This window comes from Candidatus Krumholzibacteriia bacterium, from assembly GCA_029865265.1.
Taxonomy (GTDB): domain Bacteria; phylum Krumholzibacteriota; class Krumholzibacteriia; order WVZY01; family JAKEHA01; genus JAKEHA01.
Genome location: JAOUHG010000019.1, coordinates 24053 through 40139, shown reverse-complemented (window position 1 = coordinate 40139; position 16087 = coordinate 24053). Strand labels below are relative to the sequence as shown.

10 protein-coding genes are annotated in these 16087 nt (G+C 66.1%); 3 read left to right on the top strand and 7 right to left on the bottom strand.

The features are described from left to right. Positions 1 to 12 precede the first annotated feature (12 nt). Genes ftsH through cdaA form a run of 3 tightly spaced genes read left to right on the top strand, consistent with a single transcriptional unit; the run spans position 13 to position 3801 of the window. Complete coding sequence (ftsH, locus tag OEX18_09800) at positions 13 to 2073, top strand: ATP-dependent zinc metalloprotease FtsH (protein ID MDH4337552.1); 2061 nt, start codon at positions 13 to 15, stop codon at positions 2071 to 2073. Between the two features lie 48 nt (positions 2074 to 2121). After that, positions 2122 to 3015, top strand: coding sequence for a dihydropteroate synthase (gene folP, locus OEX18_09795; GenBank protein ID MDH4337551.1), 894 nt, complete (start codon positions 2122 to 2124; stop codon positions 3013 to 3015). Positions 3016 to 3018: 3 nt separating this feature from the next. Next, a complete protein-coding gene (cdaA, locus tag OEX18_09790) occupies positions 3019 to 3801 on the top strand; it encodes a diadenylate cyclase CdaA (protein ID MDH4337550.1) in 783 nt (260 codons plus the stop codon). Between the two features lie 13 nt (positions 3802 to 3814). Here the strand turns inward: cdaA and OEX18_09785 are convergent, their stop codons facing one another. The 7 genes from OEX18_09785 to OEX18_09755 all read right to left on the bottom strand — a co-directional run bounded on the left by OEX18_09785 (position 3815) and on the right by OEX18_09755 (position 15811). After that, positions 3815 to 6457, bottom strand: a complete 2643-nt coding sequence (locus tag OEX18_09785) for an insulinase family protein (protein MDH4337549.1) — start codon at positions 6455 to 6457, stop codon at positions 3815 to 3817. Between the two features lie 629 nt (positions 6458 to 7086). Further along, positions 7087 to 8625 carry a response regulator gene (locus tag OEX18_09780; GenBank protein MDH4337548.1) on the bottom strand — a complete coding sequence of 513 codons (1539 nt, stop codon included), beginning with the start codon at positions 8623 to 8625 and terminating at the stop codon, positions 7087 to 7089. An 8-nt stretch (positions 8626 to 8633) separates the two neighbouring features. Continuing rightward, positions 8634 to 10391 carry an HD domain-containing protein gene (locus tag OEX18_09775; GenBank protein MDH4337547.1) on the bottom strand — a complete coding sequence of 586 codons (1758 nt, stop codon included), beginning with the start codon at positions 10389 to 10391 and terminating at the stop codon, positions 8634 to 8636. A 60-nt stretch (positions 10392 to 10451) separates the two neighbouring features. Further along, entirely contained in the window at positions 10452 to 10676 is a 225-nt protein-coding gene (locus tag OEX18_09770; GenBank protein MDH4337546.1) for a helix-turn-helix domain-containing protein, read from the bottom strand. 209 nt (positions 10677 to 10885) lie between these two features. Then, positions 10886 to 12766 carry a response regulator gene (locus OEX18_09765; protein ID MDH4337545.1) on the bottom strand — a complete coding sequence of 627 codons (1881 nt, stop codon included), beginning with the start codon at positions 12764 to 12766 and terminating at the stop codon, positions 10886 to 10888. An 80-nt stretch (positions 12767 to 12846) separates the two neighbouring features. Then, positions 12847 to 14763, bottom strand: a complete 1917-nt coding sequence (locus tag OEX18_09760) for a hypothetical protein (protein MDH4337544.1) — start codon at positions 14761 to 14763, stop codon at positions 12847 to 12849. A gap of 241 nt (positions 14764 to 15004) precedes the next feature. After that, complete coding sequence (locus tag OEX18_09755; GenBank protein MDH4337543.1) at positions 15005 to 15811, bottom strand: beta-ureidopropionase; 807 nt, start codon at positions 15809 to 15811, stop codon at positions 15005 to 15007. Positions 15812 to 16087 lie beyond the last annotated feature (276 nt).

Sequence of the window (16087 nt, the reverse complement as noted above, 5' to 3'; positions counted from 1 at the left end):
GGGTCGTACCTCATGTCGGATCAACGAGACTCGGATAAGCGTCCTGGCGGACGCACGCCGCTCACCCCCCGTCCCCCCGCGGGACGGCCCACCAGGCCGTTCAAGGCCATGGTGTTCTGGGTGCTGCTGGTCATCGTCCTGCTCGTCGCCTTCCAGATGTTCGAGATGGGCAAGACGCCCCAGTACCGTATCTCGTACTCCGAGTTCCTCTCGCAGGTAGACTCCGGCAACATCAAGAAGATTACCTTCAAGGGACTCGAGGTGCGTGGCGAACTCACCACGCCCACCCTGGTTCCCATTCCCAACACCACCGACCGCGAGCGCACCCGCGAGGTCAAGGTGGAGCAGTTTACGCTGGCGCTGCCGGTGGAAGACAAGGATCTCCCGCAGCGCATCCTCGACCGCAACCCCGACGCCATGGTGGAGGGACAGGTTCCCGGCGGCAGCATGTGGGTCAAGGTGCTCACGTCCGGGCTGCCGCTGCTGCTCATTATTGGTTTGTGGCTGCTCATCATGCGCCAGATGCAGGCGGGCGGTAACCGCGCGTTCAGTTTTGGCAAGAGCCGCGCGCGCATGTTCGGCGGCGACCGGCCGCGGGTGACCTTCAACGACGTGGCCGGCTGCGACGAGGCCAAGGAAGAGCTGCATGAGATCATCGAGTTCCTGCGCGAACCCAAGAAGTTCCAGAAGCTCGGCGGTCGCATCCCCAAGGGTGCGCTGCTGCTGGGCCAGCCCGGCACCGGCAAGACGCTGCTGGCGCGCGCCGTGGCCGGCGAAGCCAACGTGCCCTTCTTCTCCATGAGCGGTTCGGATTTTGTGGAGATGTTCGTGGGCGTTGGCGCGTCGCGCGTGCGCGACCTGTTCGAGACCGGCAAGAAGCACGCGCCGTGCATCCTCTTCATCGACGAGATCGACGCGGTCGGCCGCCATCGCGGCGCCGGCCTGGGCGGCGGCCACGACGAGCGCGAACAGACGCTCAACCAGCTGCTGGTGGAGATGGATGGCTTCGAGTCCAACGAGGGCGTCATTCTCATCGCGGCCACCAACCGCGCCGACGTGCTCGACCCCGCACTCATGCGCCCCGGCCGCTTCGACCGCCGCATCGTGGTGGACCTGCCCGATGTCCGCGGGCGTGAAGGCATCCTGCGCGTTCATTCGCGCAAGACCCCGCTGGCCGAAGACGTCAACCTGGCCGTGCTGGCCCGCGCCACACCCGGCATGAGCGGCGCGGACCTCGCCAACGTGATCAACGAGGCGGCGCTGCTGGCGGCGCGCAAGGGCATGACCAAGGTCACCATGGACGTCCTGGAAGACGCCAAGGACAAGATCTACCTGGGCCCCGAACGCAGGAGCCGCGTGGTCAAGGAAGAGACCAAGCGCCTCACCGCGTACCACGAGGCCGGCCACGCCGTGGTGGGCGCGGCACTGAAATACTCCGACCCGGTGCACAAGGTGACCATCATCCCACGCGGTGCGGCCGGCGGCCTCACCTTCTTCCTGCCCGAGGACGACCGCTCCGAGTACTCCAAGGCGTGGTGCCTCGACACCATCACCCAGGCCCTGGGCGGCCGCGTGGCGGAGGAGTTGATACTCAAGCGCATGGGCAGCGGCGCGTCGTCGGACATCCAGATGGTTTCGAAGCTCGCCCGCCGCATGGTGATGCACTGGGGCATGAGCGAGAAGCTGGGGCCCATTGCCTTCGGTGATCGCGACGAGCAGGTGTTCCTTGGGCGCGACATCGTGCAGAACACGCACTACAGCGAGAAGACCTCGCAGGAGATCGACGAAGAGGTCAAGCGCATCGTCGACGAGCAGTACGAGCGCGCGCGCGTGATCCTCGAGGAGCGCATCGACATCCTGCACCGCATGGCCAACGCCTTGCTGGAGCGCGAAACGCTGGACGCCGCGGAAATCCAGACCCTCCTCGAGGGCGGCACGCTGGCCCCGATGGACCCGGAGCGCCTGCACGCGGCGCCGGCCGAGGAGAAGCCGGCGGCAAAGCCCGCCGAGACGGATCGCAAGAAGCAGATGCCGGGGCTGCCGCCCATCGTGGAGCCCGGCCCGAGCACGTAGCCTTCCCCGTCGAACGGCGCCGCGGGCGCCGTTCGCGTTTTGATCCTGATGAGCACCACCCACCCCCGCTCCCTCCGCTGCGGCCCACGCACGCTCACCTTCGGTGGGAGCCCGCTCATCATGGGCATTCTCAACGTCACCCCCGACTCGTTCTCCGACGGCGGCAAGTTCGTGTCTCACCGCGCGGCGGTGGCGCACGCGCACGCCATGGTGGCTGCGGGGGCGGACCTGGTGGACGTGGGCGGCGAGTCCACGCGGCCGGGCGCGTCTGCCATCTCGGTCACCGAAGAACTGGCCCGCGTGCTGCCGGTGGTGGAGACGCTGGTGCGCGGGGGCGAGGGCCGCCCGCCGCTGCCGGCGCCGGTATCCATCGACACGCGCCACCCGGAGGTGGCGGCCGCGGTGCTCGACGCCGGCGCCACCCTGCTCAACGACGTCAACGCCACCCGCGACAGCACCATGGTGGACGTGCTGCGCGACCATCCTGACATTCCGGTGATCCTGATGCACATGCTGGGAGAGCCGGAGAACATGCAGCAGGAGCCGGCGTACAACGACGCGCCGCAGGAGATCGCCGACTTCCTCGCGCTGCGCGCGGCGGCGCTGGAGACGGCCGGCATCGAGTCGTCGCGCATCGTGCTCGACCCCGGCCTCGGCTTCGGCAAGCGCCTCATCGACAACCTCGAAATCCTGAAAAGGATTGACGCGCTGCGCGCGCTGGGCTATCCCGTGCTCGTGGGTGCGTCGCGCAAATCCTTCCTGGGAACGCTGCTGGGCGGTGCGGCACCCGACGCGCGCCTCCCCGGCAGCCTCGCCGTGGCGGCCCTGTGCCGCGAGCGCGGCGTGGAAATGGTGCGCGTGCACGACGTGGCCGAGACCGCGGGGCTGTTCCGCGTGCTGGACGCCATCGACAACCCCGGCCCGCACCGCCCCCCACGCTAGGCCATGCAGGGCATCCCCTTCGAACTCATCCTCGACGTGCTCGATGTCCTCATCGTCACGTTCCTGCTCTACCGGGTGTTCTCGCTCATGCAGGGCACGCGCGCCGTGCACATGTTCTTCGGGCTCATCGTGCTGTTCGTGCTGTCGGTGATCGCGCAGTGGATGAACCTGCTGGCGGTCAACTGGCTCATCTCCAGCCTGCGCACGGTGTGGGTGATTGCCTTCGTGATCATCTTTCAGCCCGAGCTGCGGCGCGCGCTCTCCATGCTGGGCCAGAACCGCTGGCTGTCGCGCTTCGTGCGCATGCGCGAGAGCGGCGTGATTCCCGAGGTGTGCAAGGCGGTGCAGGAGCTTTCCGTGAAGAAGACGGGCGCGCTGATCGTCTTCGAGAAGGACATGGGGCTCAAGAACTACCTGGAGACGGGCACGCCGGTCGACGGGCGGGTGAGCGCCGAACTCATCGAAACCATCTTCACGCGCCCGGGACCGCTGCACGACGGTGCCGTGATCATCCAGAGCGACCGCCTGGTGGCGGCGGGCTGCATCCTGCCCCTGTCGCAGGACGAACGCCTCGCGCAGGCGCTGGGCACGCGCCACCGCGCGGCACTGGGTCTGTCCGAGGAAACCGACGCCATCGTGGTGATCGTGTCCGAGGAGACGGGTGGCATTGCCTACGCGGAGTCGGGCAAGCTCTACCGCAAGGTGGACATCTCCACGCTGCGCAACGCGCTGTACACGAGCTTCGGCGCGGCAGCCAAGCCGCGCGCGGCGGCGGAATCGGCGTAGTTGGGAGACGCGCTCAGTCGGCGGGCAGCATGCGGACGATCACGGCGTTCTCCCTTACAAAGGTTGCGCGCGCGGCCGCCACGATGTCGTCTTTGGTGACGGCACGGATGTCGTCCGGCACGCGGTCCACCGCTTCCCAGCCGTAGCCCAGCGCCTCGTAGGCGCCGTAGGCGCCCGCCTGCGCGCCGTTGCGCTGCAGCTCCATTACATGCGACCCGATGAGCCACTCCTTGGCGCGCGACAGCTCCTCGTCGCTCACCGCTTCCTTCGCCACCTTCTCCAGCTCGTGCAGGATCACCCGCACCGCCTCGTCCACGCCCTCGGCACCCGGGTTGGCGTAGCCGAAGAAGATGCCGCCCTGCAGGAGCGAGTTGTACGCGGAGCCGGTCATGTAGCCCAGCGAGCGCTTGTCGCGCAGCTCGACGAACAGCCGCCCGCCCAGGCCGGTGAGCACGCCGTTCAAGACCTCGAGCGCCCACGACGCGGGTGTCATCATGGCCGGCGCGGGGAAGCCCACGAAGGTCACCGCCTGCTTGATGCCCGCGCGGCGCTTGACGTGTTCACCCGGGCGCACCGGCGCGGCCGGCGCGGGGTGTGGCGCGGGCGCGGGGTGCGGCGTGAGGTCCCCCAGCAGCTTCTCCGCGATGGCGCGCGCGCGTTCCGTGGACAGGTCCCCCACCATGCAGAGCACCACCTGCTCGGGCGCCAGCAGTCCGCGGTACCACGCGCCGCATTCCTCCGGCGCGATCCCCTCCAGCTCGGACGGGTCGCCCAGGAACGGGTGCGCGTACGGATGACGGCCGAACATGTAGCGGAACAGCTTGTCCATGGCGTACGGCACCGGGTTGTCGTGGCGGCGCTTGAGTTCCTCGAGCAGGCGCGTTTTTTCCTGCGCGACACGGATGGAGTCGAACTTCGGCTCGCGCAGCACGTCGCGGTAGATGTCGATGGCGTCCTCGGCATACTCGGACAACACGCCCACCGACACGCCACCGGTGTCGAACGACGAATAGCTTTCGATGCCGCCGCCGAGGCCCTCGATGCCGGCCGCGATGTCTTCCGCGCTGAAGCGCGCGCTGCCCTTGGTGAGCATGCGGTGGGTCAGGAGCCCGAGCCCGGCCTTGCCCGCCGGCTCAAAGCGCCCGCCGCCCGGAAACACGGTGAGCATGGACACCAGCGGCACGTTGGGGCGCGGCTTCAGGAGCACGCGCACACCGTTGGCGAGGGAAAACTGTTCCACCACCGCGGGCTTGCCCGCGGTGGTCTGTCCCGAGCGCTTTCCATGTTCGCGCGTCGCGCGGGCAGTTGAGATCGCGTCCACCGGAATCTTCTTGATGCCCCCCTCGCTGGACAGCGTGCCCCGCACCATCTTCTCCACCAGGTGGTCGCCGGGCGAGGTGATTTCACGCGGCTGGTAACTCACCAGCGAGAGGTTGTCGGGGTGGAAGTACTTCTTCGCCACCGCCATCACCTGCTCTGCGGTGACCTTCTTGATGGCCTCGCGGTGCTCGTCGGCCAGGCGGTGGTCGCCCAGCAGTTCGTAGTAGCCGATGTTGGACGCCTGTCCCTCCATCGTCTCCAGTTCCTTGAACATGCCGCGTTCCACCTGGCGGCGCGCCTTTTCCAGCTCGCGCTCCGGTGTGGGCTCGTGCTTGAAGCGCTCGATCTCCTGGAAGATGGCCGCGCACGCCGGATCCCAGCGCGTCGGGGGCATCGAGGCCGCGATCAGAAAGAACCCCGGCCATTTCTCGGCCAGCATGTCGGCGTTCACCGATGTTACCAGTTGCTTCTCCTCGCGCACGCGCCGGTAGAGGCGCGAGCTGCGCCCGCTGCTCAACAGCTCGGCCAGCATCTGCAGCGCCGGGTAGTCCTCGTGCAGGATGCTGGGCACGTGGAAGCCCGCGCCCAGGTAGGCGTGGTCCATGGGGCCACCGTAGGCCATGTAGCGGAAGGTCCGCTGCGGCGGCTCCGCCGGCGGCTCGTTGATGGCCACAGCACCGTCCTTCCAGCCCCCGTACACCGCCTCCGCGCGCCGGAATGCCACCTCGGGGTCGATGTCGCCCACGATCACCAGGCGGCCGTTCCGGGGACGGTAGTAGTTGTTGTAGAAGTCGAGCAGCTGGTCGCGCGTGATCTTCTCCACGATGGGCTGGTAGCCCGCGATGGGCCGGCGGTAGGTGTGCCGCTCGAAACCCAGCTCCATGGTGCGATAGAAGGTGAAGGACTCGGGGCGATCGTCGTACATGCGCGCCTCGTCGATCACCACCAGGCGTTCCTTCTTGAACTCCTCGGGGTCGAAGGTGGAGTTCATCATGGCGTCTGCCTGCACCTCGAGCGCCGTGTCGAACTTCGCCGAGGGCAGCACCACGTAGTACATGGTGTAGGAGTAGCTGGTGCCGGCGTTGAGGTTGCCGCCCGCGGACTTGACGATGCGCCCGATGTCGCCCACGCCGTACTTCTTCGTCCCCTTGAAGACCATGTGCTCCTGGAAGTGGGCGAGACCGTTCATCTCCTCGCTCTCGTGCACCGACCCCACCCCGAACCACATGTTCACCGCCACGATGGGTGCCGCGTGGTCCTCCTTGACGAGGACGGTGAGGCCATTGGGGAGGGTCTTTTTGAGGACGTCGCTTTCCGTGATGCGCTGGGTGGACATGGGTGAAATCCTTGCTGATGGGGATCGGTTGGCTTCGAGACCCCGACTATAAGCGTAGAGACGGAATGGCGACAAGCCGGTAGATACTTGCGTCCGGCCGCGGGCCGGACGTAAGAAGAAAGAGGGAGCGACGGGCGTCGAGCCGGCCTTGCGAAACTCTGTCCCCGGCGTCAGCCCCGAGTGGGGTACTCGTGTTGCACGCCCAGACTCGCGGGCTGGCTGCACACGCTCGGATCCGGCTCATCGCCGGGGCAAAGGCTCGCTTGGTCGAATCGGGCCCGCTGAGCGCGACGACTCCTCCCGTTTCCGCCGCACCCCCGCTCCCTCTTCCCTGTCACGCAGTGGCCCGCGCCGGAGCAACGGCGACTCACCCTTCTCTCACCGCAACCACACGCGCCGCCGTTGCTCCGTGTCGAGGCCGGTCATGGATGCCTCGGTCTATGGCAAGCGCGGTGCCATAAACTGCACGAGCGCTGCGACGAACGCAACGTCGCCGTCAATCGATTGCCGTGTGTAAGGTTACGGGAGGGAAGAAGATGACACGGAGCCTGAAACCCGGCGCCGCGCCATCGGCGAGGTGTGAACGCGGTTGACGAACGGGCCGTCAATCTTCAACCGCGTTGACAGAATCAGTCTTCGCACACCGCCGCTTCGGCGCGCTCTTTCTCGCGGATATACTTCACGAACACCTTCACCAGCTCGGCGTCGAACTGCACGCCGGCGGATCCTTCTAGGCGCTCGATGGCCTCGTCGAAGGTGAGCGCCTTGCGGTAGGGGCGGTCGGTGGTCATGGCGTCGAAGCTGTCGGCCACCGTGACGATGCGCGCACCCAGCGGGATGTCCTCGCCGCGCAGCCCGTCCGGGTAGCCCTTGCCGTTCCAGCTCTCGTGGTGGTGGCGCACGATGTCGGCGGTGCCGGTGAGGAACTCCATCTTCTCCACGATGCCCGCGCCCACCACCGGGTGCGCGCGCATCAGTTCCCATTCCGCCTCGGTGAGCGCGCCCGGCTTGTTGACGATCTCGTCCAGCACGCCCATCTTGCCGATGTCGTGCATGAGGGCCGCGAACATGATGCGCTTGATGTCGCCGCCGGTGAGGCCCATGCGCGTGGCCAACGCCACCGAGTATGACGCCACGCGCTCGGTGTGCCCCTTGGTGTAGGGATCCTTGGCCTCGATGATGGAAATCAGCGAGCGCAGCGTGGAGACATAGGTGGTCTGCAGCTGCGTGATCAGGCTGGCGTTCTGCATGCCGATGCCCACCGAGTTGGCGATGATGGTAATGATGTCCAGCTCGTACTCGCTGTAATCGTCACCGGTCAGCTTGGGTCCGGTGAAGATCACGCCCTTCATCTTTCCGCGCACCATGATGGGCGTGGCGTATTCGAACACCGCCAGGCGCAGGTCGGGCAGATTCTTCACCCAGCGCTGGTCGGAATTGCGGGCGATGCGCACCGCGTGCGTCTCCTGGGCGAGCATTTCCGTGAACGGCGAGGTTCGCGCCACGGTCATGCCGTCGAAGCGCTTTGCATCGAAGCCCTTCACGCCCAGCAGGCGAAAGTCCGGGGCGTTCTCGCGCTCCACCCCGAACAGCGCCATGCTCGACACCTTCAACTCGCCCAGCAGCGTCAGTGACGCCACCTTGACCAGCTCGTCGGATTGCATGGCCCGGTTGAGGTCGTGGGACATGGACAGCAACGTGCGCATGGAGAGCAGGTGGCGCTTGAATTCCCGCGCCGCCTTCTCCGCGCCCTTTTCCAATTCCGCTTCGAGCACCTGGTTGCGTTCTCCCAGCGAGCGCAGGCGCGCGTGGCGCTTGAGACAGCCTGTAATCTTGGCGTGGAGTTCCTCCAGGGAGATGGGCTTGACCAGGAAGTCCTCGGCGCCACGGCTCAGCGCCTCCAGGCGCACGCCCACGTCGGTCTCGGCGGAGAGGAACAGCACCGGCGGATTGCCGCCCTCGCGCACGCGCGCCAGCACCTGCATGCCGTTCATATCGGGCAGGCCAAGGTCCAGGATGACCAGGTCCGGTGGCGTCTCCGCGGCCCGCCGCAGTGCCTCGCGGCCGCTGCGCGCGGTGCGCACGTCGTAGCCGCGGCGCTCCAGCGATACCCCGACCACTTCGAGTATTTTTGGATCGTCATCGACGATCAGTATGGGTGTGCTCATGTCTCCCCTCAAACACTGAACATGGCAAACTTCTTCTCGTGCAGATTCTTGCCGGACCGGATCTCCTCCTCCAGAAGTTCAATGAAACCGCGCACCACCTCGGGGTCGTAACGCATGCCCCAGTTTTCCTTGAGCGTGTTCAACGCCTCCTCGCGGGACAATGCGGGCCGGGTGGGTCGCTCCTGCAGCATGGCCGCGTAACTCTCCACCACCGAAACGATGCGCGCGCCCAGCGGGATATCCTGCCCCTGTTTGCCGTTTGGGTAACCCTCACCGTTGAAGCGCTCGTGGTGGTGCAGCACGATGTCGGTCACGTGGCTGGAGAACTTCATGTTGGTCAGCATCTTGGAGCCGTCGGTGGGGTGCTGCTTGATGATCTCCCACTCTTCGGGCATGAGTTCGCGCGGGCTGCGCACGATGAGATCGCTGACCTTGATCATGCCGATGTCGCGCAGCACCGTTCCGTACATGAGATCGCGCAGGTATTCCTGCGGGTAGTGCTGGCGCGTGGCCAGCGCGAAGACGTAGTTGGTCACCAGGTTGGTGTTGCCGCGGGCCAGCGTGTTCTCCTCGATGAGGGAGATCAGCGTCTGCACGATACCCAGCGTGCGCTCGTTCTCCTCCTCGAAGCGCGACATGCTCTCGTAGGCGATGGCGGCCTGGTTGATCATGATCTTGAGGAACTCGGTGTTGCTGGCGTCCAGTTCGTTCTTGATGGGCCGTCCCAGCAGCACGATGCCGCGGATGTCGCCGTGGACGATGAAGGGCACCACGTAGGTGCAGCCCAGCGCCAGCAGCGGCGCCTTGACGTCGTCGCCGAAGCGCGACTTCTCCACCGTCTGCACTTCCACTTCCTTCTTCCAGGTCTTGATCTTGAGCTGCTCCTCGGACACCGCGAAGCCGCGCAGCTCACCGGGCTCGATGCCCTTCATGGCGACGGGCACGAAGTAGCCGCGGTTGCGCTCCATGAACACCGCGCTCTCCACGCCGAACTGGGCGATGGCGGTGAGCAGGAACGCGTCCAGCAGGCTCTTGCGGTCCTGGAAGCGGTGGAACTCGGAGTTGATGGAGAAGAGGGTGTTGTACTGCACCACCCGCTTCTGCAGGTCCTTGGAGGGCGCTTCCGCGCCGGCGGGCGCCTTCGGGGCCGCCGCCGACTCCTCGCCGGCCGCTTCCGCCGCGCGCCGCTCGGCGGGTGACCGTCTGCGCGGTTGCTCCGGCTCGGGCTGCGGCGCTTCCGGCGCGGGTTCGGGTTCGGCCCGGACGTCCACCCCGGCTTCGGCGTTCTCGGCGTCCAGCGCCACCTCCGCGTCTTCCTCGTCGGCGGGCGCGTCGCCCAGCTCGAGGATCTCCTCCAGGTTGGACAGCAGCGCGTCGTCGGAGTCCACGTCCGGGTCGGCGTGCGCCTCGTGGGCCAGCGCCATGCGCAGCACGTGCGGGGTGGCCTCGTCGACCGACTCCGCCACCACGATGCGCGGTGCGTCTTCTTTCTTGAGGAACTTGAGAACGGTGCGACGGGCCCCTACCAGACCAATCGCGATGCGGCCCTGCTTGGCCTCATCGCGAATGATGCTGGCGCAACCGCCTCCCAGGGACTCGAGCTCGGAAACCTCAAAGAGGACACGAGCCAACCCCCGCCGGTTGCACTCGTTGAACAGACGTTCCAGAACTGTCTTTTCGTGGAAGCCGAGAGTCCCCGTGATCTTGAATACTGTGACGTCCGGTACGGACGACGAGAGCTTCTCGATCGTTGTCTTTGGCGGCATGAGGACTCCCGGCACGCATCGCCCGAGGGCGCGATGGAGTTCGGAGGAACCTTTCGGTCGTTACACGACCTCTTGCGCCAACCACTTGTCGAGCACGCTCTTCAGGAACCTCCACTCGCTGCCAACCTTCTTCGCCGGAATCTTGCGTTCCTTGGCGAGCCGGCACACGGTCTTCACGTGCATCTTCAGATACTCGGCGGCCTCAACCGACGTCATCACAACGTCCTGGTCTTCGGCACCGCCGATCACGATGCTCGAGTAGTCGGTGTCTCTCCACTTGCTCATCTTTGCGCCATCCTTCTCGTTGACGGTGCTGCCTGAGTTCCCACCCCGAGGCTGACAAATCAAAAGCACGAAGCGTACCAAATGCATCTGCCTGTATTTACAAGCAGTTACACCGTTACCCCGCGCCCCATGGGGCCCCGCGGCGGGCAGTTTGCACCGTGAGCCACCGTCAAACGCAATCGGCGGATGGCTCGGTACCCTGCAGGTTCCTAATGCACCACTCCCAGAAACCCTGAGAGCTGCGACGCCACCTGGGACGACGTCAGCGGCTTGCTCAGGTAACCCGACGCGCCGAGCTTCTCCACCAGGAGGTCGGCGGTCTTGCCGGACTGCGACGTCGTGACCAGCACGGGGATGGCAAGTCCCTCCTTGCGCAGCGAGTCCACGATGCGCTTGGCGGCCATGGTCGGAATCCGGAACTCGCTTATGATCACGCGCGGCTCCTTGAGACGAATCAGGCCCAGGGCCTCCTCCACGTCTCCCGCAAACGACGCGCGCAGGCGCTGCCGCGCAAGAATGTCCGTGAAGGCGTTTCGTGTCGCCTCGCTCTGTTCGATGATAAGAATCTCGATCTCGTCGCCCACGTCGGCCGCAGCCCCTTCTCCATCGACGGGCTCTTCGCCCGACATGCTCCCCGACGCATAGATATCCAGCGGATCCTGTACGCCGCTCGACGACATGGTTTCGTAGCTCACCGTGCCGGTAATCGACAGGTAGCCGCGCAGCAGATCGTCCGCGTCCAGCAGCGGCACCCGGCGGCCATCCACGCGCGCCACTTCGTGCGGGGCACCCTTCCACACCGGAATCGAATCCCCCAGCACCACCCCGACCTGGGTCAACCCGTCGTCCGGCACGTAGAACGCGACGTTCTTCTCCAGGGCGCCGAGTATGGCGATGCGCGCCCCGGTCGAGGGCGCCTCCGGAAACAGGACGTCCAGCTTTATGAGCGGGATCTTGCGACCGTCGATGAGCATGTGCTCCCCGTAGGCGTTCTCGCGCCGGATGTCGGCGTTGGATGGAACCACCTTCACCACCTGCGCGGCCCGTGCCGAGAAGGTGCGGCCCGCGTGCTCCCACACCACCAGCGACTCGGCCTGGGTGGATGCGGGCAGCGAAAACTCGAAGCGCGCCTGCCGGCCCGCGCCGGGCTCCACGGCCAGTGTGCCGTGGTGTTCCTTGAGCGTGCGAACCACGTGCCGCAGCCCCGGGTAGAACGCGAGCTGGTCCTCGTGGTCGAGCCGCGAATCGGACAGGAAGTTTTCTCCGTTGTCGGCGACCGTCCAGTGCAACGCACCGCGCCGGTCTTCAACCGTGACCGCAACCTCGATCCGCCCCTCGGTGCACCTTTCGAAGATGTCCCCGATCATTGCGTGCAGGATCCGGTACGCAGCGGGCAGCAGCGACGGTTCCATCTCGATGCTCGCGCCGGTGATGGAAATGGCGAGTTCGCGGCCGGAGCCGTGCATGAGTTCGGTGGCGAAGTCCCCGAGCGCGGTCTCCAGTGGCGCCAGGTCGCAGCGAGGCGATACGACGGACTCCTCCACCGACGCCACGATTCGGTCGGTGGCGCGCGCATAGAACTCGATGGTTCCCAGCGCGCGACGCAGGTCTTCGACGGTGTCCGCGTCGCTGTTGCGGCCCTGCCACGCATCCGATGTAATGGTGTCCAGAACCTGTTCGCAGGCGGCGCGCAACTGTGCGGCGACGTTGCCCAGGCGCTCCGGGCTGGCGGCGGCGGGCGGTGCCGGCGGCGGCGCGGGCTCCATGTGTTCGCACTCCTCGCGCAGCGCGTCGACACCGGCGATGAGCGCATCCACCTCGTGGGTGGGGATGGACTTGCGCGCGCCCTCTTCGCCGTCGCGCTCATGGCACGAGGCGAGCAGCTCTTCCTTCTCGATGAGCTCGAAGATCACCTGCGCCATGCGCTCGTCCCAGCCCAGGTTGCGCTCGCCGTGCACGGTGAGCAGGGTTTCCACCGCGCCGAGCAGGCGCGACCAGTCCGTCAGGTCGACCACGAGCATGCTGCCGGCCAGCATGCGGATGCTGACCTTGCAGCGCTCGAGCACCGCTTCCGGAACCGGCGTGTCCACCGGACAAGTCAGAAGCTCGCAGAGCGTTTCGCACTGCGAGCGTACCTGACGGGCAAATAGCGAGCGACTGTCCATTCAGATCAGGCGTGCACGCCCTCCACGAAATCCACCGCGCCCAGCGCGTACAGATCCAGGGCGTCGGCATCCTCTTCGACCTCGGCGTCAATATCGATGCGGCCGTCCTCTTCGGGTTCGGTGTCGACCTCGACCGGCACCACCTTGATGGGCGGACGGCGCCTGGGAGCGGGATCGGATTCCGCTTCGGGCTCGGCCGCCTTCCTGGCGGGCGCCTTGCCGCGCGGTCCGGTGAGGAAGCCGTCGTCGGAGTGCGACGACGTTTCGGGCGCGGGCTCCTCGGCCGCAGCTTCGGCGGAGGGCGCAGGGTGGCGGGCTTCGCTGTAGACATCGGACGATTCCGGTTCCACCTCGAGGCCGTCGCCGGTGTCGTCCGGCTCGCCCGGGGTCTGCGCGATTCCTTCGTTGAACACGCGCTGTTCCTTCTCGAAGCCGGGGATGTCCGCGAACTGGGACTCGTCCTCGCCGGCTTCCTCCTCGAACACGGCCGGGGGCGCGTTATTCTCGAAAGATTCCGTTCCGCTCTCCTCCAGACCGGCAACCGTCTCTTCCTCCACCGCCTCCGGCTCGGCCTCGTCGACCGCGTCGTCCTCGTCCACGGAGGGCGCTTCGTAGCTGTCGTCCTCTTCTTCGTGGATGTCGGGCTCGACGGTCTCTTCCGGCGCGTACTCGTTGAGGTCCCCGTCGATGGCTCCCCACTCGCGGGACTCGCCCACGTCGGCCTGAATTCCGGCGGCGCGCTCGAGTTCGCAGATCTGCTCCTGCAGCGCCACCAGGCGCTCGCCCCACTTCTGCGCCAGGGTGGTGGCCTTGGCGGCGGAGGCGACGAGTTGCTTGCGGCGCTGGCCGTTGGACGACACGCCCTTCTCGATGGTGGAAAGGCCGGTGCGCAACGCGGGGCCCGCCTTCTTCCACTGCGCCGCGACGGCGTTGAAGCGCGTGGCGATGGTGCGCACCTCTTCGGCGACCTTGATGGACTGCCCCTCGGCGCCACCACTGACTTCCAGCGCGGCGGCAATGGCAATGCGGCGGGTTTCCTCGCCGAGGCCGGTCAGGGCTTCCGCCATGCTGTCGAGTTGCCTGGCGGCGTTGGAAATGCCCTCGGTGGCAACCGCGGCCTCCTGGTTCTTCTCGATGGCCTTCTTGAGCTGCGCGAGCATCTTCTCCATTTCGCGCACGCCGGTGACGCAGGCGTCGACGTCGCGCCGGATGCCGGCGCTGCGATTGCGCACCGCTTCCACCGTGGTATTGATGCGGCTGCGCAGCGACTCGACTTCCGCGCTTGCGGCGCTGTCGCCCGGCAGGTTGTCGCGAACCGCGCGCTCAATCTGCTTGAGTTCCGGAATGGTGAGGGCGAGGTCGCCGGAGAAGCCGGCCTTTCCGTTCATGATGGCGCTCACCAGGATGCCGCACTCGGCGGGGAGCTTGCGGGCCGCGCCATCGTTCTCCCGCGAGGCCACGGGGCGCCGCTCGCCTTCCTTCAGCTGGCGCTCGCGCGCCGCCATGCGCGTCTTGAAACCGAGAAGGAACTCGCGCAGTTCGGGGTGCTGCTTGAGCTGTTCCAGACGCTCCTCGTCCTCGAGATCATCGATGGTCTTGATGGACTTGAGCAGTTGCTTGTATTCCGTGCCCGAATCGACGTAGCGCGTGTAGCGCTTGACCGCGCCGGAAACCAGCACGTGGGCCGCCACGGCCAGCAGGGTCACCAGCGCCACCAGCGGCACCATTTCCTCGATGAACGCGTCGAGGTTGAACGTCCACGTGGTCGGCGACAGGCCGCCGAGTTCGAGCCAGTGCCATTTCAGACCGAAGGCACCCGAGATGAAGTAGCCAACACCGAGGCCGGTAACGACCAGCATGAGCGCAACCAGGAAGCCTACTTTCCGCGGGGAAGTGAGAACCGGGGGCTTCTTGCGATCCACGATGAAACTCCTTCGGGTTGATCGGCCGGCGGTCGGGACACCGGGAAATAAAGGGACAGCGGGGCGCAATGACAGCGCTCGCCTCGCGCCGTCACGCAAGTAACATGCCAGCAGGCGGTGGCCACTCAGGGGCCTAACGCACGTGATTACCGGGGGATAGAGGGGCGCGCGGGAGGGCCTGGGCGCGCCGTTCCGGTGCAGTTTGCACGGACGGGGGCGCCCTGGCGTTGCTTTTTAGGCCTTATACGACCTTGCGAAGGAGCGGTTTGTACAGGGCCGGCTTGCGGTCTTTGAACAGGTCGTTATTGGGGGTGACATGCTTGTCCAATGCCATCGCCGGATCGATTTCCACGATCTTCAGAGACTCGCTTCGTTCCCCGGCGCTGACGAGAACTTCACCCATGGGATTCACAATCTGACTCTTGCCGGTAAAGGTGAGCTGATGCGCACCGCGTTTTTCCGTACCGATGCGGTTGGCGGTGACGGCAAAGACGCGGTTCTCGATGCAACGCGTCTTCATGGCTTCCTGGCACCAGGGCAGCACCAGGTTGGACGGGTGGCAGATGACCTGCGCCCCGCCGAGGGCGAGAATACGAGTGACCTCGGGATAGAACCAGTCGAAGCACACCATCATTCCCAGCTTGCCGCCGTCCACGGCGACGGGTGCGAACGCGCGCGTCCCGGGCTGGAAGAACAGCTTCTCGCGGTCGAAGAGATGCGCCTTCTGGTAGGTGTGGATCTTTCCCTTCGCGGTGATGAGCACGGAGGAGTTGTAGACCTTGCGGTTCTTCGCCTCGGCCATGCCGAACACGAGGTTCAACTGCTGCGCCACCGCGATCTTCTTCAGTTCGCTGACGGTGTAGCCGCTGGCCGCGGACTCGGAGAGTTTGCGGACTTCCTCTGCGTTGCGGAACAGGTAGCCGGTGTTGAACAGCTCGGGCAGGACCACCGTGGTGTCGGTGATCCCCGCAAGCATCGACTTGGCGGAACGGACGTTCTCTTTGACGCGCCCGAACTGCGGGCGCAATTGCAGGAATCCGATTTTCAAGTGAAGACCCCCCGTCTCCGCGCGGTATCGCAGGCCGGCCGGCCCGCGCCCTCGCGCGCCCGACGCCCCATCTCATTATACTTTAATAAGTTAGAAGTAGAGTCGGGGGCGCCGGGGGCAATTATAACCCAATTTCACGCGTTCCCAAACTGGAAACGCGCTTGCGCGGCGCCATTAGTAACCGTATATATAACAGTGCGTTACACTACGCGCCCCTCGGCGGTGCGGAAAGGCTGCGTGGCATGGGCCTTGCTGCCTCCCCCATCAGCCGGAATC

Bases quoted from the DNA above. Each gene is read 5' to 3' on its own strand.
- ftsH (MDH4337552.1), top strand. From the start codon at position 13: ATGTCGGATCAACGAGACTCGGATAAGCGTCCTGGCGGACGCACGCCG.
- folP (MDH4337551.1), top strand. From the start codon at position 2,122: ATGAGCACCACCCACCCCCGCTCCCTCCGCTGCGGCCCACGCACGCTC.
- cdaA (MDH4337550.1), top strand. From the start codon at position 3,019: ATGCAGGGCATCCCCTTCGAACTCATCCTCGACGTGCTCGATGTCCTC.
- OEX18_09785 (MDH4337549.1), bottom strand. From the start codon at position 6,457: ATGTCCACCCAGCGCATCACGGAAAGCGACGTCCTCAAAAAGACCCTC.
- OEX18_09780 (MDH4337548.1), bottom strand. From the start codon at position 8,625: ATGAGCACACCCATACTGATCGTCGATGACGATCCAAAAATACTCGAA.
- OEX18_09775 (MDH4337547.1), bottom strand. From the start codon at position 10,391: ATGCCGCCAAAGACAACGATCGAGAAGCTCTCGTCGTCCGTACCGGAC.
- OEX18_09770 (MDH4337546.1), bottom strand. From the start codon at position 10,676: ATGAGCAAGTGGAGAGACACCGACTACTCGAGCATCGTGATCGGCGGT.